The organism is Blastococcus sp. CT_GayMR20 (genome assembly GCF_004570345.1).
Window position 1 is genome coordinate 1 of record NZ_SPQM01000013.1, and the last position, 21,983, is coordinate 21,983.

General features: G+C 73.7%; 20 protein-coding genes. 14 read left to right on the forward strand and 6 right to left on the reverse strand.

All coding sequences use genetic code 11. The features are described 5' to 3' along the window. The 5 genes from E4P40_RS05395 to E4P40_RS05415 all read left to right on the forward strand — a co-directional run. Positions 1-1,071: ABC transporter permease (locus tag E4P40_RS05395; protein ID WP_245160149.1), on the forward strand; the 1,071-nt coding region annotated here is incomplete at its 5' end. After that, entirely contained in the window at positions 1,068-3,173 is a 2,106-nt protein-coding gene (locus E4P40_RS05400; RefSeq protein WP_135157873.1) for an ABC transporter ATP-binding protein, read from the forward strand. The genes E4P40_RS05395 and E4P40_RS05400, both read left to right, overlap by 4 nt. Before the next feature lie 133 nt (positions 3,174-3,306). Continuing rightward, on the forward strand, positions 3,307-5,007 hold the full coding sequence (locus E4P40_RS05405) for an ABC transporter family substrate-binding protein (RefSeq protein ID WP_135157874.1): 1,701 nt from the start codon (positions 3,307-3,309) through the stop codon (positions 5,005-5,007). A 139-nt stretch (positions 5,008-5,146) separates the two neighbouring features. Next, entirely contained in the window at positions 5,147-6,043 is an 897-nt protein-coding gene (gene mshB / locus E4P40_RS05410) for an N-acetyl-1-D-myo-inositol-2-amino-2-deoxy-alpha-D-glucopyranoside deacetylase (protein ID WP_135157875.1), read from the forward strand. Beyond that, on the forward strand, positions 6,043-6,489 hold the full coding sequence (locus E4P40_RS05415) for a hypothetical protein (RefSeq protein ID WP_135157876.1): 447 nt from the start codon (positions 6,043-6,045) through the stop codon (positions 6,487-6,489). Before mshB ends, E4P40_RS05415 begins: the two co-directional genes overlap by 1 nt. Here the strand turns inward: E4P40_RS05415 and E4P40_RS05420 are convergent. Together E4P40_RS05420 and E4P40_RS05425 are read right to left on the reverse strand one after the other, a co-directional pair. After that, positions 6,431-7,186 carry a GNAT family N-acetyltransferase gene (locus E4P40_RS05420; RefSeq protein WP_135157877.1) on the reverse strand — a complete coding sequence of 252 codons (756 nt, stop codon included), beginning with the start codon at positions 7,184-7,186 and terminating at the stop codon, positions 6,431-6,433. The genes E4P40_RS05415 and E4P40_RS05420 overlap by 59 nt on opposite strands. Before the next feature lie 16 nt (positions 7,187-7,202). Continuing rightward, positions 7,203-8,171, reverse strand: a complete 969-nt coding sequence (locus tag E4P40_RS05425; RefSeq protein WP_167762117.1) for a GAF domain-containing protein — start codon at positions 8,169-8,171, stop codon at positions 7,203-7,205. 191 nt (positions 8,172-8,362) lie between these two features. On the opposite strand from E4P40_RS05425, the gene fdxA reads away from it, so the two are divergent. Together fdxA and dapC are read left to right on the forward strand one after the other, a co-directional pair. Next, positions 8,363-8,689, forward strand: a complete 327-nt coding sequence (fdxA, locus tag E4P40_RS05430; RefSeq protein WP_135157879.1) for a ferredoxin — start codon at positions 8,363-8,365, stop codon at positions 8,687-8,689. Between the two features lie 29 nt (positions 8,690-8,718). Then, positions 8,719-9,819 carry a succinyldiaminopimelate transaminase gene (gene dapC, locus E4P40_RS05435; RefSeq protein WP_280790576.1) on the forward strand — a complete coding sequence of 367 codons (1,101 nt, stop codon included), beginning with the start codon at positions 8,719-8,721 and terminating at the stop codon, positions 9,817-9,819. A 9-nt stretch (positions 9,820-9,828) separates the two neighbouring features. Here dapC and E4P40_RS05440 read toward each other — a convergent pair whose 3' ends face one another. After that, complete coding sequence (locus E4P40_RS05440) at positions 9,829-10,311, reverse strand: diguanylate cyclase (RefSeq protein WP_135157881.1); 483 nt, start codon at positions 10,309-10,311, stop codon at positions 9,829-9,831. Between the two features lie 78 nt (positions 10,312-10,389). After that, positions 10,390-11,082 carry a hypothetical protein gene (locus E4P40_RS29295; protein ID WP_167762118.1) on the reverse strand — a complete coding sequence of 231 codons (693 nt, stop codon included), beginning with the start codon at positions 11,080-11,082 and terminating at the stop codon, positions 10,390-10,392. 143 nt (positions 11,083-11,225) lie between these two features. Here E4P40_RS29295 and E4P40_RS05450 point away from each other — a divergent pair, with 143 nt between their 5' ends. After that, the gene (locus tag E4P40_RS05450) at positions 11,226-12,332 is read left to right on the forward strand and encodes an alpha/beta fold hydrolase (protein WP_135157883.1); all 1,107 of its coding nucleotides are present in this window, start codon (positions 11,226-11,228) and stop codon (positions 12,330-12,332) included. Positions 12,333-12,445: 113 nt separating this feature from the next. On the opposite strand, the gene dapD is transcribed toward E4P40_RS05450, so the two are convergent. Further along, positions 12,446-13,420, reverse strand: a complete 975-nt coding sequence (gene dapD / locus E4P40_RS05455; RefSeq protein WP_135157884.1) for a 2,3,4,5-tetrahydropyridine-2,6-dicarboxylate N-succinyltransferase — start codon at positions 13,418-13,420, stop codon at positions 12,446-12,448. Positions 13,421-13,492: 72 nt separating this feature from the next. On the opposite strand from dapD, the gene dapE reads away from it, so the two are divergent. Genes dapE through E4P40_RS05475 form a run of 4 tightly spaced genes read left to right on the forward strand, consistent with a single transcriptional unit; the run spans position 13,493 to position 16,287 of the window. Beyond that, positions 13,493-14,608: a succinyl-diaminopimelate desuccinylase gene (gene dapE / locus E4P40_RS05460; protein ID WP_135157885.1), complete on the forward strand. Its 1,116-nt coding sequence runs from the start codon at positions 13,493-13,495 to the stop codon at positions 14,606-14,608. Continuing rightward, positions 14,608-15,450 carry a TIGR00730 family Rossman fold protein gene (locus tag E4P40_RS05465; RefSeq protein ID WP_135157886.1) on the forward strand — a complete coding sequence of 281 codons (843 nt, stop codon included), beginning with the start codon at positions 14,608-14,610 and terminating at the stop codon, positions 15,448-15,450. The genes dapE and E4P40_RS05465 overlap by 1 nt, the downstream gene beginning before the upstream one ends. After that, entirely contained in the window at positions 15,450-15,836 is a 387-nt protein-coding gene (locus tag E4P40_RS05470; RefSeq protein WP_135157887.1) for a DivIVA domain-containing protein, read from the forward strand. The genes E4P40_RS05465 and E4P40_RS05470 overlap by 1 nt, the downstream gene beginning before the upstream one ends. After that, positions 15,829-16,287 (forward strand): SRPBCC family protein, encoded by a 459-nt coding sequence (locus E4P40_RS05475; protein WP_135157888.1) that lies wholly within the window; start codon positions 15,829-15,831, stop codon positions 16,285-16,287. The genes E4P40_RS05470 and E4P40_RS05475 overlap by 8 nt, the downstream gene beginning before the upstream one ends. Positions 16,288-16,477: 190 nt before the next feature. Here the strand turns inward: E4P40_RS05475 and E4P40_RS05480 are convergent, their stop codons facing one another. Next, complete coding sequence (locus E4P40_RS05480; protein WP_135157889.1) at positions 16,478-16,810, reverse strand: hypothetical protein; 333 nt, start codon at positions 16,808-16,810, stop codon at positions 16,478-16,480. An 81-nt stretch (positions 16,811-16,891) separates the two neighbouring features. On the opposite strand from E4P40_RS05480, the gene E4P40_RS05485 reads away from it, so the two are divergent. Together E4P40_RS05485 and E4P40_RS29300 are read left to right on the forward strand one after the other, a co-directional pair. Beyond that, on the forward strand, positions 16,892-17,800 hold the full coding sequence (locus E4P40_RS05485; protein ID WP_135157890.1) for an EamA family transporter: 909 nt from the start codon (positions 16,892-16,894) through the stop codon (positions 17,798-17,800). Between the two features lie 75 nt (positions 17,801-17,875). Continuing rightward, on the forward strand, positions 17,876-21,976 hold the full coding sequence (locus E4P40_RS29300; RefSeq protein WP_135157891.1) for a fibronectin type III domain-containing protein: 4,101 nt from the start codon (positions 17,876-17,878) through the stop codon (positions 21,974-21,976). Positions 21,977-21,983 lie beyond the last annotated feature (7 nt).

A 21,983-nucleotide genomic window follows, 5' to 3' on the forward strand; every position in this document is an offset into this window, starting at 1 on the left:
TCGGGTCGCACGTGCACCACCGCCGGTGCTGGACTCCGCCCCGGCCATTCAGAGGATGGAGACGCCGTTGACTTCCGTGGCCACCCCCGGTCTCGACAACGCCCCGACCACCCACGCCCGCCTGCTCCGCTCGTCGTCGCCGACGACGCCGCCCTCTCCGACACCCCGGGGCAGACCCCCACCGGTCCGGACGTCGTCGTCCGGGGCCGCCGCCAGCTCGTGATGCGCCGGCTGCGCCGCAACAAGGCGGCGATGAGCGCCCTCGTGGTGCTGGTCCTGTTGTTCGTCGGCGCGTTCGTGATGCCGCCGGTCTACGAGGCGGTCACCGGCTGGACCTACAAGGGCCAGGACTTCACGTCCTTCCTGCAGCCGCCGTCGGCCGACCACTGGTTCGGGACGACGCAGATCGGCGGTGACGTGTTCGCGCAGACGATGCGCGGGCTGCAGAAGTCGCTGCTGATCGGCCTGCTCGTGGCCATCATCTCGACGGGTCTCGCGGCGATCGTGGGGGCGTTCGCCGGCTACCTGGGCGGCTGGACCGACCGCGTGCTCATGTGGGTGGTGGACCTGCTGCTGGTGATCCCGTCGTTCCTGATCGTGGCGATCATCAGCCGCGGCATGGAGTCCGGCGGCTGGATCGCGCTGGTGTTCCTGATCGCGGTGTTCGGCTGGATGATCACCGCCCGGATCGTGCGGGGGATGACGCTGAGCCTCCGCGAGCGCGAGTTCGTGCTGGCCGCGCGGTTCTCCGGCGTCTCGACCCCGGGCATCATCTTCCGGCACCTGATCCCGAACATGTCGTCGCTGCTGATCATCGACGCCACGATCTCGGTCGCCGCAGCGATCATCGCCGAGTCGGGGCTGTCCTATTTCGGGTTCGGCGTGAAGCCGCCGGACGTCTCGCTCGGCACCCTCATCGCCAACGGCACCCAGTCGGCGTTCACGTTCCCGTGGCTGTTCCTGTTCTCCGGCGGCCTGCTGGTGCTCACGACGCTGGCCGTCAGCGTGCTGGGCGACGGTCTCCGCGATGCGCTGGACCCGAGCTCCACACGCGCGGGAGGAAGCAAGTGAGCATCCAGCAGCAGCCCCTGCCGGCGGTGACGTCGGTGACCGCCCCCCTGCTCGAGGTGCGCGACCTGACCGTGGAGTTCCCGGGCGAGGACGGCCGCGTGCCGGCCGTCCGCGGGGTCGACTACACGCTCGCGCCCGGCGAGGTGCTCGGGATCGTCGGGGAGTCGGGCTCGGGCAAGTCCGTGTCCTCGCTCGCCGTCATGGGTCTGCTCCCCCCGTCGGCGACGGTCTCCGGGAGCGTCCGGTTCCGCGGTCAGGAGCTGCTCGGGCTGCCCGACCGTCAGCTGGCGAAGATCCGCGGCCGCAAGATCGCGATGGTCTTCCAGGACCCCCTGTCGGCGCTCACGCCGGTGTACTCGATCGGCGACCAGATCGCCGAGACGGTGCAGATCCACCAGGGGCTCAAGCCGGCGGCGGCCTTCGCGCGCGCCGTGCAGCTGCTGGACGACGTCGGCATCCCGAACGCCGCGCAGCGGGCCAAGGCCTATCCGCACGAGTTCTCCGGCGGCATGCGGCAGCGGGTGATGATCGCGATGGCGATCGCCAACGACCCCGACGTCCTGATCGCCGACGAGCCCACGACCGCTCTGGACGTCACCATCCAGGCGCAGGTGCTCGAGCTGCTCGACACCGCGCGGGAGATGACCAACGCCGCGACGGTCATGATCACGCACGACCTGGGCGTCGTGGCCGGGATCGCGGACCGCATCGTCGTCATGTACGCCGGCAAGGCCGTCGAGAGCGGCCCGGTGGCGCCGGTCTACGCCGATCCGCGGATGCCGTACACGATCGGCCTGCTCGGCTCCGTCCCCCGGCTCGACCGCCCCGGTCAGCCGCTGACGCCGATCGAGGGCTCGCCGCCCAACGTCGCCCGGCTGCCGCAGGGCTGCCCGTTCGTCCCGCGGTGCCCCGTCTCCATCCCCATCTGCTCGGAGATCGAGCCGGCCCTCGAGCCGACCGCCGGCGGCGGCCGGGAGGCGGCGTGCCACCGCAGCGAGGAGATCCAGTCGGGGTTCATCCACGGGGCGCCGGTCTTCCCGCCACCCGCCATCGCGACCGCCCGGGACGAGCTGCCCCGCGAGCAGCGCACCGCCGTCCTCGAGGTGCGCGACCTCGCGAAGCGCTACCCGGTCACCAAGGGCGTCGTGCTGCGCCGGACGGTCGGCACCATCACGGCGGTCGACGGCATCAGCTTCGACGTCCGCGAGGGGGAGGCGCTGGGCCTGGTCGGCGAGAGCGGCTGCGGCAAGTCGACGACGATCATGCAGATCCTGGAGCTGGCGACCCCCGAGCAGGGTTCGGTCAGCGTGCTCGGCAAGGACGTCGGCAGCCTCGACACCCGAGACCGCAAGCAGCTGCGCCGGGACGTGCAGGTGGTCTTCCAGGACCCGCTCGCGTCGCTCGACCCGCGGCTGCCGGTCGGCGACATCATCGACGAACCCCTCAGGGTGTTCGACGTCCCCGCCGAGAAACGGCGGCAGCGGGTCCGGGAGCTGCTGTCACTGGTCGGGCTGAGCCCGGAGCACGCCAACCGCTACCCGGCGGACTTCTCCGGCGGCCAGCGGCAGCGCATCGGGATCGCCCGGGCGCTGGCCCTGGAGCCGAAGGTGCTGGTGCTCGACGAACCCGTGTCGGCGCTGGACGTCTCGATCCAGGCCGGCGTGCTGAACCTCCTGGAGGACCTCAAGGTCCGCCTCGGTCTGTCCTACCTGTTCGTCGCCCACGACCTGTCGGTGGTGCGGCACGTCGCCGACCGGGTCGCCGTCATGTACCTGGGCCGGCTGGTCGAGGTGGGCGACGCGGACGACGTGTTCGAGCGGCCCACGCACCCGTACACGCAGGCGCTGCTGTCCGCCGTCCCCATCCCGGACCCGGTCGCCGAGCGGCAGCGGGTGCGCATCCTCGTGCGGGGGGACCTGCCGAGCCCGGCCAACCTGCCGTCGGGGTGCCGCTTCCGGTCGCGCTGCCCGCTCTACGCGGAGCTGCCGGAGGACAGGCAGGAGGTCTGTCGCGACCAGGACCCGGTGCTGGCCCGCCACACGGACGGCGATCTGGAGTCCGCCTGCCACTGGGCGCGGGAGCGGCCCGTCGTCCCTAGTTGATTACCGAAACTCAGCACTGATCGTTATGGCGACGTGACCGCCGCGATGCATGCGCGTGCCTAGTGTTCGGACGTCCCACGAAATCGCCCGGCCCCGCATGCGTGCGCCCGGGACCGACCACGGAGCATCCACTTTGAGACGATTCCGTCCACTCAGCGCTGCTGCCGCCCTCACCGCCGTCGCCCTCGTGGCCAGCGGGTGCGGCGGCGGTTCCGACAACGGGAACGGGGGCGGTGGTGGCGGCGGTGAGCAGGCGTCGGCCACCGAGAACGAGATCAACCCGGTCGACCGCGCCGACCTCGCCGAGGGTGGCGACCTCCGCTGGCCCCTGGGTGAGCTCCCGCCCAACTTCAACTACCACCAGTTCGACGGCACCCTCGACGACAACAGCGACGTCATCGAAGCGCTGATGCCGTCGGCGTTCCACTTCGAGGCCGACTCGACACCGGTGCTGAACGAGGACTACTTCTCCAGCATCGAGGTGACCTCCGAGGACCCGCAGGTCATCACCTACGACATCAACGAGGACGCGACCTGGTCCGACGGCACCCCCATCACCGCTGCGGACCTGGTCGCCCAGTGGCAGGCCCTCAACGGCACGAACGAGGCCTACAACGTCTCCTCGACCACGGGCTACGACCAGATCGCCTCCATCGAGGAGGGGGACTCCGCGAAGCAGGCGGTCGTCACCTTCGCCAACCTCTACGCCGACTGGCAGGCGCTGTTCAGCCCGCTGTACCCGGCGTCGACCAACAGCGACCCGAACGTGTTCAACACCGGCTGGGTCGAGCAGCCCCAGGTGACCGCGGGCCCGTTCCAGCTCGACGAGGTGGACGCGACCGCGCAGACCATCACGCTGGAGCGGAACCCGGACTGGTGGGGTGAGCCGGCCGTCCTCGACCGGATCATCTACCGCGTCATCGAGCTCGACGCGCAGGTGGACGCGCTGGCCAACGGTGAGATCGACTTCATCGACATCGCCTCCGACGTGAACAAGCTGCAGCGCGCGGAGGGCACCGAGGGCATCGAGATCCGCCGGGCGGGTGGCCCGAACTTCCGGCACATCACCATCAACGGCACCTCCCCGGTGCTGTCGGACGTGGAGGTGCGCCAGGCGCTGGCCAAGGCGATCGACCGGCAGACCATCGCCGACGCCATGATCGGTCCCCTGGGTGGCGACGCGACGAAGCTCGACAACCACATCTTCATGCGGAACCAGGAGGGTTACCAGGACAACGCCGGCGACCTCTCCGAGCCCGACCTCGACGCCGCGAACGCGCAGCTCGAGGAGGCCGGCTGGACCCGCGAGGGCGACACCGGCACCCGGACGAAGGACGGCCAGGAGCTCAGCATCCGCTTCGTCATCCCGTCGGGCGTGGCCACCAGCGAGCAGGAGGCACAGCTGGTGCAGAGCATGCTCGCGGAGGTCGGTGCCGACGTGCAGGTGGAGACGGTCTCGTCGGACGAGTTCTTCGAGAACTTCATCCTCATCGGCGACTACGACATGACGGTCTTCTCGTGGATCGGCACGCCGTTCCCGATCAGCTCGTCCTCGTCCATCTACGCCATGCCGCAGGGCGAGGAGATCCAGCAGAACTTCGCCCGGGTCGGCACGCCGGAGATCGACCAGATGTTCGACGAGGTGACCCAGGAGCTGGACCCCGAGGCGGCTCGGGAGAAGGCCAACGAGATCGACGCGGCCATCTGGGAGATCGTGCACTCGCTGACCCTCTACCAGCGTCCGGACATCGTCGGCGCGAAGGACACGCTCGCGAACTTCGGCGCGTTCGGCTTCGCGTCGGAGCGGTACGAGGACATCGGTTTCACCGAGTGATCCAGCAGTAGGTCCCACGACGGGAGGTCGGCCCTCCGGGGTCGGCCTCCCGCTGTGTCTCCGCGCGGAGAGTGGGCGCTGCCGGGCAGGAGTCCCCTCGGGAACTGCCCGCCGGCGCACATCGTGGAAGATCTCTTCCGTGACCACGCCTTCGCGACGGCTCCTGCTCGTCCACGCGCATCCGGACGACGAGACGATCAACAACGGGGCGACGATGGCGCGGTACGTCGCCGAGGGCGCGCAGGTCACGCTGCTCACCTGCACGCTCGGTGAGGAGGGCGAGGTCCTCGTCCCCGAACTCGCCCAGCTCGCCGCCGACCAGGCCGACCAGCTCGGCGGCTACCGGATCTGGGAGCTGCGGCAGGCGATGGACGCCCTCGGCGTCGGCGACGTCCGCTTCCTGGGCGGGGCCGGCCGGTACCGCGACTCCGGGATGATGGGCACGCCGGCCAACGAGAAGCCGCGGGCGTTCTGGAACGCCGACCTCGACGAGGCCGTCGCACACGCGGTCGCCGTCGTCCGCGAGACCCGCCCGCAGGTCGTGGTCACCTACGACGAGAACGGCGGCTACGGCCACCCCGACCACATCCAGGCGCACCGGGTCGCGATGGGCGCGGTGGACGCCGCCGCCGACCCCGCCTACCGGCCCGATCTCGGCGAGGCCTGGGCGGTGGCGAAGGTCTACTGGTGCTGCTACCCGCGGTCGGTGCTCCAGCAGGGCATCGACGCCATGGCCGCGGCCGGCGACACCTCCTTCTTCGAGGGCGTCGCCAGCGCCGACGACATCCCGTTCGGGGTGGACGACGAGGACGTCGCCGCCGCCGTCGACGGGCGCGCCTTCATAACGCAGAAGGACGCCGCCATGCGTGCGCACCCGACGCAGATCATGGTCGACGGACCGTTCTTCGCCCTCTCGAACAACCTGGGCATGGAGGTCCTCGGCACCGAGTACTACCGGCTGGTCCGGGGCGAGCGCGGGCCGGGGGGCGCCGCTCCGAACGGCTGGGAGGACGACCTGTTCGCCGGCGTGGCCTGATGCGGCTCCTGCGCGCCCTCGACCTGGCCGGGTGGTCGGTGACCGTGCTGGCCGCCGCCGCCTGGATGGCGCTCGTGGAGGTCTTCTGGCTGCCGCTGCGGGTCGCCGGCGTGCTGCTCCCGCTGTCGATCGCGGCCGCGGTCGCGGGCAACCTGCTGCTCACCGGCGCGGCGTTCCGGCTGTCCGGGTCGCGCGCCGTCGCCGTGCTGCCAGGGGTGACGTGGCTGGTCGTCGTCCTCGCCGCGATGAACCGCCGTCCGGAGGGCGACCTGCTCGTCGTCGGGACCGGCGCCCTCGGCGTGGTGAGCCTGGCCTTCCTGCTCTTCGGCGTGCTCGGCGCCGCCGTGGGCGTGGGCCGGGTCCTGGCCGGCCCCCGGCGGCCGCGGTTCAGCCCGCCGGAGCAGGCACCGGCCCCAGCCGGTAGTGGTACCGGTGGTGCTCGGTGAAGCCCAGCCGCCCGTAGAGCGCCAGGGCGGGAGCGTTGTCCGCGGCGACCTGCAGCAGGCAGGAGTGCCCACCCCGGCTCCGGGCCCAGGCGCCGAGAGCGGCCATGACCGCCGTCGCCAGGCCTCGGCGCCGGTACTGCTCGTCCACGGTGACGGCGGTGACGACCAGCCAGCCGTCCACCACGACGCCCCGCGCGACGGCGGCGAGCGGCGCAGGCTCCGGATCGCACCGGATCGATGCGAAGACCGGATCGGGCGCCGAGACCAGCACGCCGCGGGCCACGACCGGCAGCGGCGTGCCCCGGTAGCGGTACCCGGCGAGCCAGGCGGCGTCCGGCTCCGGCGCGAGGTGGACCGCGGTGCGCGGCGGTGCCCAGCCGGTCAGGGGAGCGGTGAGCACGAGGACGTCGTCGTCCCTGACCCAGCCGGCCGCGCCGAACGCGGCGTCGGCCGCCGCATCGGGCATCGGCAGCTGGGCGCGCGGGCGCAGCCCGCGGCGGGAGTACCAGTCGGTCACCGTCGCGACGGCGGTGGGGAGGTCCTCGGCCGGATCGCCGACGACGAGGACGGAGTTCGCCCGGCCGGTGAAGCCGCCGCCCGCCCGCAGCAGCCAGTCGCCGTACCGCTCCTGCTCCAGCCCCTGCCAGCTCCGGGCCGCCAGGCGTTCGAGTTCGTCGACTCCGGGGACGTCGGGCACGCCGGAGATCCTCCCGTCAGGCCGGCAGCTCCACCGCGGCGGCCTCCGAACGGGGCAGCGGCACCGCGGCCTGCCCCGCCCGGGCCAGGGGCTGCCCCTGCGCGAGGACGCCGCCGAGGTGGGCGCCGGCGGCAGCCGCGAGCCGACGCACGTCCTCGGGGAAGGGGCGGGCGGCGACGCTGTCCAGCGTCAGGACGCCGGTCAGGTGCGGGTTGCGCCCGAGGGGGATCGCGAGCAGCCCCGGGTCGCCGTCAGGGGTCAGTGGCAGCCCGGTGCGCAGCACGGTCTCCGTGACCGGCAGGCGGTCGGCGGCGACCCCTGGGACGAGCCGGCCGTCCTCCAGCAGGAAGATGCAGGCGCGCTCCACCTCGCCCAGCTCGGCGAGCCGGCGGCAGGCGGCGGCCAGCAGGTGGTCCATCGACGGGGCCTTCGAGGCGGACTCGATCAGCCCGAGCAGGACGGCGGCCTGCGCGGCGCGGCGCTTCTCCGACCGGCGGGCCCAGGCCTCGGCGACGGCGACGGCGAGCTTCGGCGTCACCTGGCGGAGCAGGTGCGGCGCGGCCGCCGCGGCCGGTTCGACGGTGAGCACGCCGATGACCTCGCCGTCGACGATCAGGGGTTCGGCGTGGGCCGACCGGATGCCGAGGCTCTCGACCTCCCTGTCGGCGGCCCGGCGGCCGCTGGCCTGGGCCACGGTCGACGAGCGGCTGCCGATCACCCTCGAGAAGAAGGGGGTCTCCTGCAGGGCGAGGGGCCTGTGGAGTCGGGAGTCCTCGACGAGGGGCACGGCCGACTCGGCCACCGCCTGGCGGAAGGGCACCACCGTCCCCGTCGTGGCCTCGTGCACCCACACCGAGACGCGGGTGGCTCCGGCGGACGCGCGGAGCCGCGCGAGGAGGTGCTCCACGGCCGCTCGGGCGTCGAACGGTGAGGCCGGCGGCGAGAGCCGCTGCGTTGCGCCGAGGCGCGCCCGTGCGTCCGACACGCGATCAAGATCGGCACGTTCGCCCGGTCCTTGAGTCCTGCGTGACCCGGCACCCCGTTCGGGGGAGCGCGGAAGGGCGACCCGTCGCACCCCGCCCGGCGGTGTCGCGTCATACTGTGCGGGCAAGAAGACCCTGGCCGGGTCGGTTCCCGGCCGGTGTCGCTGCCCTGCAGTCCCCGGGAGGGAACACCGTGACCTACGTCATCACACAGGCCTGCGTCGACGTCCTCGACAAGGCGTGCATCGACGAGTGTCCGGTGGACTGCATCTACGAGGGCGAGCGGATGCTGTACATCCACCCCGACGAGTGCGTCGACTGCGGTGCGTGCGAGCCGGTCTGCCCGGTGGAGGCCATCTACTACGAGGACGACGTCCCGGACAAGTGGAAGGACTTCTACAACGCCAACGTGGAGTTCTTCAGCGACCTGGGCAGCCCCGGTGGCGCGGCGAAGACCGGCAAGATCAACAAGGACCACCCCCTGGTCGCCGCACTCCCGCCGCAGGGCGAAGGCCACTGACCGACACGGTCCCGGGAACGGCGCGCTCGCTGCCGGACTTCCCCTGGGACGCCCTCGCGGGTGCACGGGCGCGCGCCGCCCGGCATCCCGGCGGGGTCGTCGACCTGTCGATCGGCACACCGGTCGACGACACCCCGGACGTGCTCACGGAGGCGTTGGCCGCCGCCGGTAACGCGCCCGGTTACCCCACCGCTCTCGGCACCGCCGCGCTGCGCACGGCCGCGGCCGGCTGGCTCCGGCGCCGGCTCGGAGTCCACGTGGCCGACCCGCTCGGCGCGGAGCCGTCGCTGATCCCGACGGTGGGGTCGAAGGAACTGGTCGCCCTGCTGCCGACACTGCTCGGTCTGTCCGGCGGCGGCACGGTCGTCGTCCCCGAGGTCGCCTACCCGACCTACGAGGTGGGAGCGGTCCTGGCCGGCCTCGGCGTGCGCCGCACCGACGACCCGCCCGCCGATGCCATGTCGGTCCCCCGCCCGCCGGTCGTGCTCGTCTGGCTGAACTCGCCGGGCAATCCGCACGGCCGCGTGCTGACCGGGGACCAGCTGCGGAGCTGGGTGTCCTGGGGCCGGGCCCACGGCGTCCCGGTCGTCTCCGACGAGTGCTACGTGACGCTCGGCTGGGACGTGGAGCCGCGATCCCTGCTGCACCCGTCGGTGGCGGGGGAGGACCACGGCGGCCTGTTGGCGGTGCACTCGCTGTCCAAGCAGTCCACCGCAGCGGGCTACCGGGCCGGGTTGCTGTCGGGCGACCCTGCCCTGGTCAAGCGGGTGTGGGAGGTGCGCCGGCACCTGGGGCTGCTGGTCCCGGCTCCGGTGCAGGCGGCGATGACGGCGGCCCTGGAGGACGACGCCCACGTGGACGCGCAGCGCGAGCGGTACCGCGCCCGGCGCGAGCGGCTGGCCGCGGCGGTGCGCGGTGCCGGCATGCGGATCGAGCACTCGGAGGCGGGGCTCTACCTCTGGGCGACCCGCGACGAGGACTGCTGGACGACGATCGACCGGCTCGCCGAGCTCGGCATCGTCGCCGCCCCCGGTGTCTTCTACGGCCCGGCGGGAGCCCGGCACGTCCGGCTGGCCCTCACCGCGTCCGACGAGCGGATCGCCGCCGCCGTGGAGCGCCTCGCCGGCTGACCCCGTGGCTCAGTACGGGAGGCGGTGGCGGATGACCGTGCCCGCCCCGGCCCGGCGGGCGGCGGTCAGGCTCGCGAGGCCGCGGCGGAGCACCTCGGTCTCGGTCAGCCCGGGTCCCAGCGCTGCGATCCCGGCCGCCGCGGTGAGCCCCTCGATCCCGAGCTCCCCGATCGTCGTGACCAGCCGCTCGGCGGCCGCCGCGGCCGCCTCGGCAGGGCCGGACAGGACGACGGCGAACTCGCCGGGCCCTGACTTGGCGAGGTAGTCGCCGCCCCGCAGCGACCGGGCGAGCAGGGTCGTGACCTCGGCCAGCGTGCTCTGCGCGGTCGGCCAGCCGTCGTCGCCGCGCAGCAGCCCGACGACCATCAGGGTCGCCGACGTCCGCACCGTGAGGGGCAGCCGCTCGGCCAGGTGCTCGAGCAGTGCCTCGCGGGACGGCAGCAGGGTCGTGACATCGGCGGGTGCCGCGAGGGGGCGGACGTTCGGCAACATGCCGAGGTGGTCGGCGCGCCAGGCCGCTTCGTTGAGGGGCGCGGGCCCCGTGTCCCCCGGCTGGGGGACGGGGTTCGACTACTCGGGTGTGCAGGCGACGTAGCCGTCACGCCCCGAGAGGAGGGCCGTCGTCCACGCCTGCGCCATCGGCTCCCACTGCTGGTAGGCCTCGGGAAAGCCAGACCGTTGCACGGATTGCGAGACCTCGGTGAGACGACCCGTCTGCCAGTCCGGGACCTCCACCAGGCCGTCGTAGAACTTGCCCGCCGCGTAGACCGGGTCCCGCACCTGCGCCTCACTGCCCCAGCCCTGCGACGGACGCTGCTGGAAGAGGCCGAGGGAGTCCCGGTCGCCGTAGTCGAGGTTGCGCAGCCGCGACTCCTGCTGGGCGGTGGCGAGCGCGATCACGACGGCCCGCTCCGGCAGTCCGCGCTCCTGGGCGACGCCGGCGATGGTCCGCGCGTTCGTCAGCTGTTCCTGGGTCAGGGTCAGGTCGGTCCCGACGAGGGTGCACCGGCCGGGGACCCGGGGGACGCCGCGGCTCTCGGTGTCCCAGGCCAGGCCGACCAGGATGGCGGCTGCGACCAGCAGGGCGGGCCACCAGCGCTGCAGCGACGGGGACCGACGACGTCCCTTCCGCTTCCCGGCCGGGCGCCTCCGGTTCGGCGTCCCCGTGGTCCGGCGCCGCCGGACGGGCGTGCTGCGCCGGCTCCGCGCGGGGGTTCTCCGCCGGGTCCCCGAGGGGTGGACGGAGGTGCGCGGGGCGGTCATCACCGGCGACTCTAGGTCGCGAACCTGTGCGTTCCGGGGTGCCCGCGGTCACGTCGGCGAGGCGGACCGGTGTCCTCCCGGGCCGGTCGTCGCTAGCGTGAGCGCTCGCTCCCAGCTCAGGAGCCCCGTCCGAGGAGCCCGCCATGCCCGACGTCCTGCTGCCCGGTATCGCTGCCACCCGCGTGCCCACACCCCGGCTCACCCAGCACGTCCTCCACCTCGACGGCGTCGACCCCGTGGGCCCGGGCGAGGCGGTGCTGTTCGTGCACGGCAACGTCAGCTCCGCCCTCTTCTGGCAGCAGCCGATCCTGGCGCTCGGCAGCACCGGGCGGCACCGCGTCCTCGCCGTCGACCTGCGCGGGTACGGGGAGACAGACCCGCTGCCCGTCGATGCCACCCGGGGCATGCGGGACTGGGCCGACGACGTCGCCGCGCTCGTGGACACCCTCGGCATCGACCGCGTGCACCTGGTCGGCTGGAGCATGGGCGCCGGCGTGATCCTGCAGTACCTGCTCGACGCCCCGGAGCGGGTCGCCTCCGTCGCGCTCGTCGCGCCGGTGTCGCCCTACGGGTTCGGGGGGACCTCGGGCGCCGACGGACGGCTCCTGTCCGCCGAGGGCGCCGGCTCGGGTGGGGGTGCGGCCAACCCGGAGTTCGTGGCGGCGCTCGCGGCGGGGGACACGACCGCCGACAGCCCCACCAGCCCGCGGTCGATCCTGCGCGCCTTCTACGTGGCGCCGGGCTCGCTGCCGCTGGACCCGCACCTCGAGGACGTCTTCGTCGCGTCGATGAACAGCACCCGCACCGGCGTCGACCACTACCCGGGTGACGCAGGCACCTGCCAGACCTGGCCGGGCCTCGCCCCCGGCACCCGGGGCGTGCTCAACACGATGGCTCCCACGGTCTTCGACGTCTCGGGGATCGTCGACCTCGGCGAGAAGCCGCCGGTGCTGTGGATCCGCGGTGAGGCCGACCAGATCGTCTCCGACACGTCTGCCCTCGACCTGGCGTTCCTCGGCTCGCTCGGCGCCGTCCCCGGCTGGCCCGGCGACGACGACTGCCCGCCGCAGCCCATGGTCACCCAGACGCGGACCGTGCTCGACCGCTACGCCGCCACGGGCGGCGCGTACCGCGAGGTGGTGCTCCCGGACGTCGGCCACTCACCGCACGTCGAGCGGCCCCAGGAGTTCGCGGTCGCGCTCCTCGAGCACCTCGACGTCCCCGCCGAGGCCCCCGCGAACCTCCGCTGAAGAGGCAAGGGCGTCGGGCCGAGTGGGGCTCGGAGGGTTCCGCGCAGGAACGACAGGGTCGCTCCAAGCAGATGGGGAACGGGTCGTGGCCGCGGTGGAGGCCGGAGGCCGACTTACGTATTCGCGTGCAGGTCGGCGTTCAACGCACCCCAGGTTCCCTCGCGGACGAGGACCTCCAGCGCGCCGCTCACGCTGTTGCGGCGGAACAGCAGCCCGTCGCGCCCGGACAGCTCGCGGGCCTTGACCACGGAGCCGTCGGGCAGCGTCACCCGTGAGCCGCCGGTGACGTAGCAGCCGGCCTCCACGACGCAGTTGTCGCCGAGGGAGATCCCGATGCCGGCGTTCGCGCCGAGCAGGCAGCCGCTGCCGATGGAGATGACCTGCGTGCCCCCGCCGGACAGGGTGCCCATGATCGAGGCCCCGCCGCCGATGTCGCTGTCGGCACCGACCACGACGCCGGCGCTGATCCGCCCCTCCACCATCGACGGCCCGAGAGTGCCGGCGTTGAAGTTGACGAAGCCCTCGTGCATGACGGTCGTGCCCTCGGCGAGGTGGGCGCCGAGCCGCACCCGGTCGCCGTCGGCGACGCGGACACCGGAGGGGATGACGTAGTCGACCATCCGCGGGAACTTGTCGACGCCGAAGACGGTCACGTTGCCCACGGCGGCGCGCAGCCGGTGGGCGTTGAAGCCCGCCGCCTCGACCGGCCCGGCGCTGGTCCAGGCGACGTTGGTCAGCAGCCCGAAGATGCCGGTCAGGTCGGCGCCGTGCGGCCGGATCAGCCGGGAGGAGAGCAGGTGCAGCCGCAGCCAGACGTCGTGGGTGTCGACCGGCGGCTGGGACAGGTCCGGGATGACCGTGCGGACGGCGATGATCTCGACGCCGCGCGCCTCGTCGCGGCGCACCAGACCGCCGTAGTCGGGGCCGAGCTCGCCGGAGAGCTCCAGGGCGCCGAGCCGCGTCGTCCCGGGCTTGGCGCCGTCGGGCGCGCCGAGCCGCGGCTCGGGGTACCAGGTGTCGAGGACCGTCCCGGAGGGTGTGACGGTGGCGAGACCGGCGGCCACGGCGGAGAGAGGTGCGGCAGTCACGGCGACGACGCTACCGGCGCCGTCCGTGCCGGGGCGGGCCGGTGGGGCCACCGCCCCTTAGGCTCGGCAGTCGTGAGTTCCCTCCCGCCCCTCGACCTGTCCGCCGACGTCCTCGAGCTCACCCGGGCCCTGGTCGACTCGCCGTCGGTGTCGGGGTCGGAGACGGCGCTGGCCGACGCGGTCGAGGCGGCGCTGCGGGGTCTCGGAGGGCTCGAGGTCGAGCGCGTCGGCAACGCCGTGCTGGGCCGGACGAACCTCGACCTGCCCACCCGCGTCGTCCTGGCCGGGCACCTCGACACCGTGCCGATCGCCGACAACGTGCCCTCCGAACTGCGCGAGGTCGACGGGGTACAGCGGCTGTACGGATGCGGCACGACCGACATGAAGGCCGGCGACGCGGTGATGCTGCGACTGGCCGGACGGTTCGGCGTCCCCGGTGCCCGGCCGGCGCACGACCTGACGTTCGTCTTCTACGACAACGAGGAGGTCGACTCCGCCCTCAACGGGCTCGGCCGGGTGGCGCGGGAGCGTCGGGGCTGGCTCTACGGCGATCTCGCCGTGCTGCTCGAGCCCACGGACGGCGAGATCGAGGCCGGCTGCCAGGGCACCCTCCGGGCGCTGATCGACGTCCCGGGACGGCGGGCGCACAGCGCGCGCAGCTGGCTCGGCGTCAACGCCATCCACGGTGCCGTCGGCATCCTCGCGACCCTGTCGGCCTACGCCGCCCGCGAGGTGGAGATCGACGGCTGCACCTACCGGGAGGGCCTCAACGCCGTCCGGATCGAGGGCGGGGTGGCCGGCAACGTCATCCCCGACGCCTGCCAGGTGATGGTCAACTTCCGCTACGCACCGGACCGCGACGAGGACGCCGCCGAGGCCCACGTGCGGGAGGTCTTCGCCGACGCGATCGCGGCCGGCGCGACCCTGACCGTCGTCGACAACGCCGGCGGGGCGCTCCCGGGGCTGTCCGAGCCGGCCGCCGCCGCGTTCGTCTCCGCGGTGGGCCGCCCCGCGCGGGCGAAGCTGGGCTGGACCGACGTCGCCCGCTTCGCCGCCTTCGGGATCCCCGCGGTCAACTACGGCCCGGGTGATCCGCAGCTCGCGCACACCCGCGAGGAACACGTGCTCGTCGACCGGCTGCAGCCGGCCGAGGACGCCCTGACCGCCTACCTCTCGGGGAGCAACTGATGACCCTGCCGCCGAACCCGCCGCCCCCCGAGCGCCGGCCCCGTCCGACCCGGCACCGCGGCCCCGTCGTCCTGCGCGGTGGCGAGCCGAGCGAGCAGACCGAGGGGTCGACCACCGACCAGCGGCTGCTCGACCGGCGCGGCCCGAGCGACTGGGTCCACACCGACCCGTGGCGCGTCCTGCGGATCCAGTCCGAGTTCGTCGAGGGGTTCGGCCTCCTGGCGGAGCTGCCACGGGCGGTGAGCGTGTTCGGCAGCGCCCGGACGCCCCGCGACCATCCGCACTACGCCGCCGGTGTGGCCATCGGCGCCGCGCTGGCCCAGGCGGGCTACGCCGTCATCACCGGCGGCGGGCCCGGCGCGATGGAGGCGGCGAACCGGGGCGCCAGCGAGGCGGGAGGCCTGTCGGTCGGCCTCGGCATCGAGCTGCCGTTCGAGCAGGACCTCAACGAGTGGGTCGACGTCGGCATCGCGTTCCGCTACTTCTTCGTGCGCAAGACGATGTTCGTCAAGTACGCGCAGGCGTTCGTGATCCTGCCCGGCGGGTTCGGCACCCTCGACGAGCTGTTCGAGGCACTCACCCTTGTGCAGACGCGGAAGGTCACCCGGTTCCCCGTGATCCTCTTCGGCACCGAGTACTGGTCGGGCCTGCTCACCTGGATCCGGACCACGCTGGCCGGCACCGGCACCATCAACGCCGCCGACCTGGACCTGATCACGGTGACCGACGACATCGCCGAGGTCATGGCCGTCGTCCAGGCCGCGGACAGTGCCCGGCGCAGCGGCGACGGCGGTGGGGGCATGCAGTACGTCCCGGCCGAACAGGGCCCGCTCGAGGCCTGATGCTCGCCTTCCTGCTGTTCGTCCTCGGCGTCCTCGTCGTCGGCGGGCTGCTCTTCCTGGGTGCGTCCGCGCTGCTCGGCCGCGGGGAGACGCAGCCACCCGCCGAGCTGGACCGCTCGCCGGTCGAGCTGCCCGACGACCGGCCGGTCATCTCCGACGACGTGCGGGCGCTGCGCATGAGCGTGGTGCTGCGCGGCTACCGGATGACGGAGGTGGACTGGCTGCTGGACCAGTTCGCGCTGATCCTCGACGAGCGCGACGCCCGCATCGCCGCGCTGACGGCCCGGCTGCATCCGGCCGATGACGGCGGGAAGAAGGCGGGGGAGACCCCGGCGGACGACGACTCCGCCGGGCCGCCGGACGACGAGGAGTCCCCGCATGCCTGAGCTGACCGAGCGGATCGACGTCGACGCGCCGCCCGAGCGGGTGTGGGCGCTGCTCACCGACTGGGAGCGGCAGGGCGACTGGATGCTGCTGACCGACGTCCGCACGGTGGACGGCCCGGCGCAGCGGCTGCACGGTCGGCTCGCCGCCCGCACCGGCCTGCCGCTGCCCGGCGGTCGGCGCCTCGGCGTCCTCGACACCATGATCATCACGAGGTGGGAGCCGCCGACGCTGGTCGAGGTGCAGCACACCGGCCGGATCGTGCGGGGCCCCGGGACGTTCGAGGTCCTGCCGCGCGGCGCGCACTCCACCGTCGTCTGCACCGAGGTCTGGTACCTGCCGTACGGCTACCTCGGGGTGGCCGGCTGGTTCCTCTCCCGGCCCCTGGTGGTGTGGGGTCTCCGGCAGTCGCTGAAGCGCCTCGCCGCGCTGGCCGCCGAGCGGGGCGTCTGACCGGCTGGGTTCCCGGCATGGCCGCCAGGACGTGGGTGCTCCTCGGCTCCGCCGCCGTTGCGTTCGCGCTGGGGGTCGCCCTCGCCGACGAGGCCGGCGAGGACACCTGGGCGCGGCTCGGTCTGGCGGGGGTGGTGGCCGGAGCGGCGGCCGACGTGGTGTGGGGATGGCCTGGCTGCGCTGACGCGTCTCAGCGGCGCCGGGAGCGGACGTGCGCGAGTGCCTCCCGCGCGAGCTGCAGGTCGGCGTCGGAATCGTCCCCGTCGAGGGCGACCCATTCGCGCATCGGCCTGCCCTTGCCGCTGTCGAAGGGGCTCCCGGCGCCCGAGCCGACGAGCTCGGCGACCCGGGCCTCCGGCAGCTTCAGCACCACGGCGCCCTGCACCGCCATGGCGAAGATCGAGCCGTCGACCTTCAGCGCCCCGGAGCCGAACCCGCGGCCGCCGGGCTCCCCGGGCAGCGTGACGCCCGGCGTCCCGTCGAAGGCGTCGACCAGGGCGGCGAACCGTCGTCCGGTGTCCATGCACGCCATCCCAGCGGCCCGGACTCAGCCGCACAATGCCGTCGGCGAGGATGGAGGGATGACCGACGCAGGGGAGTGGGGATGAGCCGTCGCGGCTGGGTGCTGTTCCTGACGATGTCGGTCATCTGGGGCGTGCCGTACCTGCTGATCAAGGTCGCCGTCGGCGAGGTGTCGCCGGTGATGCTCGTCTTCGTCCGCTGCGTGATCGGGGCCGCCCTGCTCCTGCCCTGGACGGTCGCCACGGGGCAGTTGCGGCCGGCGCTGCGGCACTGGCGCGCCCTGCTGCTCTTCACCGTGCTCGAGATGGCCGGCCCGTGGTTCCTCATCGCCTACGCCGAGGGAACGCTGTCCAGCTCGCTGACCGGGCTCCTGGTCGCCGGCGTCCCCTTCGTGGCCGCGCTCGCGGCGCGCCTGGCGGGGGAGGAGGAGCGGCTGACGCCCGTCCGCATCCTCGGCATGGCGATCGGCGTCGTCGGCATCGCCGTCCTGCTCGGGCTGGACATCGACGGCGCCCAGCTCCTGCCGCTGCTGGCCATCGCGCTCGTCCTGGTCGGGTACGCGACCGGCCCGCTGGTCGTCACGCGCGCGCTGCCCGACGTGTCCGGGGTGGCCGCCAGCTCGATCGCACTCTTCGTCACCGCGGTCGCCTACGCGCCGTTCGCGGCGTCCGAGTTCGGTGAGCTCGCGGACGTCTCGACCCCGGCCTGGCTCTCCCTCGTCGGCCTCGGTGTGGTCTGCACGGCGCTGGCCCTGGCGCTGTTCTTCTCGCTGATCCGGGAGGTCGGACCGCAACGGGCGCTGGTCATCACCTTCGTGAACCCGGCGGTGGCGGTGCTGCTCGGCGTCCTGCTGCTCGACGAGCCGTTCACCCTCGGCATCGCGATCGGCCTGCCGCTCGTGCTCGTCGGCTGCGTCCTGGCCACCCGGCGCAGTGCGGCGCCCCGGCCGGAACCGAGCACCGAGGCCGCCTGCGACGCGTCGGTGCGCTGACGCACCGGTGCGGCCGGCCACCCGTCGTGGCTGGTCCAGCTCAAGCGGACCGTGGCGGATGCCGACAAGGACACCGTGCCCCGAACGGACGTCGCAGGCGCCCGACGACGGGCGTGGATCGTCCGCGCTCTCGCGTCCTTCCTCGTCCTCGCGACCGTCCCCCTGGCCGGCACCGGGCAGCCGGCGCCGCAGATCGAGCTCGCCAGCTCCACCAACCCGGTGCCGCCGACGGACGTCGTGGCGACCGGCGCCGACCGGGCGCTCGAGCTCACCTGGACGGCGGCCGCCGAGGGCACCGTCACGGGGTACCGGGTGTACCTGGACGGCGAGCTCGTCGCCAGTCCCACGACGACGTCGGTGACGGTTCCCGGGCTCGTCAACGGCCGCGGCTACGTCGTCACGGTCGTCACCCGCTCCTCCTTCCTCGGCCTGCCCACCGAGGGGTCGACGGCCAGCACTCCCGTCACCGGCATCCCGCGCGACGCCGTGCCGCCCGCCGCACCCACGGCCGTGACCGCGGTGCGCGGCGACGGCCGGGTCGATCTGTCCTGGGTCGCGAACACCGGCGACTACGACGCCGACGGCTACCGGGTGCTCCGGGACGGCACGCCCGTCACCGGACTCCTCGCCGGGGGGGCCACTGCCGCCTACGCCGACACCGCGGTGACCAACGACGTCACCTACGGCTTCACCGTCGAGACCCACGACACCTCGGGCAACTGGTCGGCGCCGTCGGCGCCCGCCGCCGTGGCCACCCCGACCGACCTGACCGCCCCCGCCGTGCCGACCGGCATCGTCGGCGGTCGCGGCGACGGGACGGCGGGGCTCGCGTGGAACCCGAACAGCGAGCCGGACCTCGCCTCCTACCGGGTCCTCCGCGACGGCGTGGAGATCGCCACCGTCACCGACACCGACCACCTCGACAGCGGGCTGACCAACGACACCACGTACAGCTACACGCTGGCCGCCGTCGACACCCACGGGAACCGGTCCGCGCAGTCGGCCCCCGTACCCGTCACCCCGACGGACCTCACCCCGCCCGGCGCGCCCGCAGGGCTGGTCGCCGTCCGGGGTGACGGCCGCGTGGACCTCTCGTGGTCGGCCAGCCCCGAAGCCGACCTGGCGAGCTACCGGCTGCTGCGCGACGGCGCCGAGATCGCCGTGCTCAGCGGGGTCACCGCCCACGCCGATCTCGCGGTCGCCAACGACACGACGTACCGCTACACGCTGGCCGCCGTCGACACCCACGGCAACCACTCGCTCTCGTCGTCCCCGGTCTTCGCGACACCCACCGACCTCGGGGCGCCCGCGGTGCCGACCGGGCTGGCCGCCGCGCCCGACGACCGCCAGGTCACCCTGTCCTGGGCCGCGAACACCGAGCCGGACCTGGCGAGCTACCGGGTGCTGCGCGACGGGGTCGAGGTGGCCACGGTGACCGGTCCCGGGTACGTCGACAGCGGCCTGGCCAACGGCACGACCTACAGCTACACGCTGGTCGCCGTCGACGGCCACGGCAACCGGTCCCTGCCCGCGTCGGCCGTGCCGGCGACCCCGGCGGACGTCGTCCCGCCGGGGGCGCCGACCGGTCTGGCCGCGCTCCGCGGCGACGGCCGGGTGACGCTGACCTGGACGGCGAACCCCGAGGCGGACCTCGCGACCTACCGCGTGCTGCGGAACGGGTCCGAGGTCGCCGCCGTCACCGGCACCACCTGGGTCGACTCCGGCGTGGTCAACGACACCACCTACGGCTACCGGCTCGCCGCGGTCGACAGCTCGGGCAACCGGTCCCTGGAGTCGGGGCCGGTCTCCGCGACACCCACGGACCTGACGGCGCCCGCGACCCCCGCGGGCCTGGTCGTGACCCGGGTCAACGGCAAGTCGGTCCTGGACTGGACGGCGAACGTGGAGCCGGACCTCGCCTCCTACCGGGTCCTCCGCGACGGCGTGGAGATCGACACCGTCACGGGGACCACCACCTACACCGACACGCAGGCCAACGGTGCACCCCGCTCGTACTCCCTCGTCGCCGTGGACGGCCACGGGAACCGCTCGGCGCCGTCGACGTCGGCCACGGCGGCCGCGGACGTCACGCCACCGGACGTGCCGACCGGACTGCTGGCCACCCGGGGCGACGGCCAGGTGAGCCTCTCCTGGGCCAAGAACAACGAGCCGGACTTCGCGACCTACCGGGTGCTGCGCGACGGCGTCGAGATCGCCACCCTCACCGCTCGGACCTACGTGGACACCGGGCTGACCAACGACGTCACCTACACCTACACGCTGGTCGCGGTCGACGATGCGGGGAACCGCTCGGCGCCGTCGGCGCCGGTGCCGGCGACGCCGACCGACCTCACCCCGCCCGCCGTCCCCACCGGCCTGGTGGCCACCGCGGGCGAGAACCGCGTGACCCTGTCCTGGACGGCGAACGGCGAGCCGGACCTGGCCGGCTACCGGGTGCTGCGGGGCGGCGTCGAGATCGCGACGGTCACCGGGACCGGCTACACCGACACCGGCCTGACCAACGACGTCGCCTACACGTACGCCCTCGTGGCGGTCGACACCCACGGCAACCGCTCGGCGCCGTCCGGCGGCTCCGCAGCCACCCCGCGCGACATGGCGCCCGCGGCGCCGACCGGGGTCACGGCGACGGCCGGCGACCGGCGGGCCCTCCTCGCCTGGACCGCGCCCGCCGACCCCGACGTCGTCTCCTACCGGGTGCTCGCCCAGGACGGGAGCACCGTCGCCTCCGTCCCGGCACCGACCACCCAGGTGGCGGTCCCCGACCTGGTCAACGGGACCACCTACCGGTTCACGGTCGTCGCCGTGGACGCCGGCGGGCACGTCTCGGTGCCCTCGGACGTGGTGGTTGTGATCCCTGCGTCGCCGCCGATGCCGGCCTCCGGGGCCGGGGAGAGCGGCGGGCTCGCGGTGAGCGAGGACGGCCGCTACGTCGTCGTCGGCACGCGGGCGCGTCTGGAGGCGGCCGACACCAACACCGCCTACGAGCTGTACCTGGTCGACCGGACGGCCGGCACGGCCACCCGCATCGCCCCGCTGTCCGCCGGCGCCACGGGTGCCACCGACCCGACCAACACCAGCGCGCCGGTGATCAGCGCGAACGGGGGCGCGCTGGCCCTGGCCACCACCGCCGCGCTCGTCCCCGGCGACACGAACGGGCTGGCCGACGTCTACCGGTTCGACACCGCCGCCCGCGTGTGGAGCCTGGTCAGTGTGCCGGCCGGCGGCGGCACGAACGCGACCACGGCCGGCGCCGTACTGCAGACCGGCGGGTCGGTGTACTCGACCAGCCCGCCGGTCGCGCTCTCCGCCGACGGCGACCTGGTGCTCTTCTACTCGGCGCGGACCGACCTCGTCGCAAGCGACACGAACGCCGTGGTGGACCTCTTCGCCAAGCGCATCTCCACCGGCGCGGTCACGCGGGTCTCGACCACGACTGCCGGCGGCAACATCGGCGGCGCGGCCACGGGCCCGGCGCTGGCGGTGACGCCCGACGGCCGGTTCGCGCTGTTCCCGGTGACGTCGGGCAGCGGCACCGTGCTGCTCTACCGCAAGACGCTGTCCGGCGCAGGCGCAGGTGACCTCCTGCTCGTCTCCACGGTCGGCCAGGGTGCCGGCGCCACCCCGTTCGGCGTGTTCCGTGACGCCGGGGACGTCGCGATCAGCGACGACGGCCGCTACGTCGCGCTGGTGACCACCGCGCGGATCGCGACCGCCACTCCGGGCGCCACCAGCAGCGCCGGCCTCGCCTACCGCCTCGACACGGCCACCGGGAGCGTGCTCGCGCTCGGCAGCGGTCAGCTGACGGTCTGGGAGCACCAGGTCGAACTGGACCCGACCGGTCGGTACGCCTTCTTCGCCACGTCCTCCGGGCAGCTGGCGGGCGACACGAACGGGCACACCGACCACTACCGGCGGGACCTGGGCGGCGGGATCGCGGGGCCGCTCCTGCTCGTGACCTCCGACGCCGACGGGCGCGCCACCGCCGGGCCGATCGGCTCGGTCGACCCCTCGGAGTACGGCCGGCTCACGGCGATCACGGCCGACCAGGTGCTCGTCACGACCTCGCAGGCCCTCGTGTCCGTCGACACCAACCGGGCCCGGGACCTCTACCTCAAGGACCTCGTCACCGGATTCGTGCGCTCGCCGCTGGCCTGACGGTTCT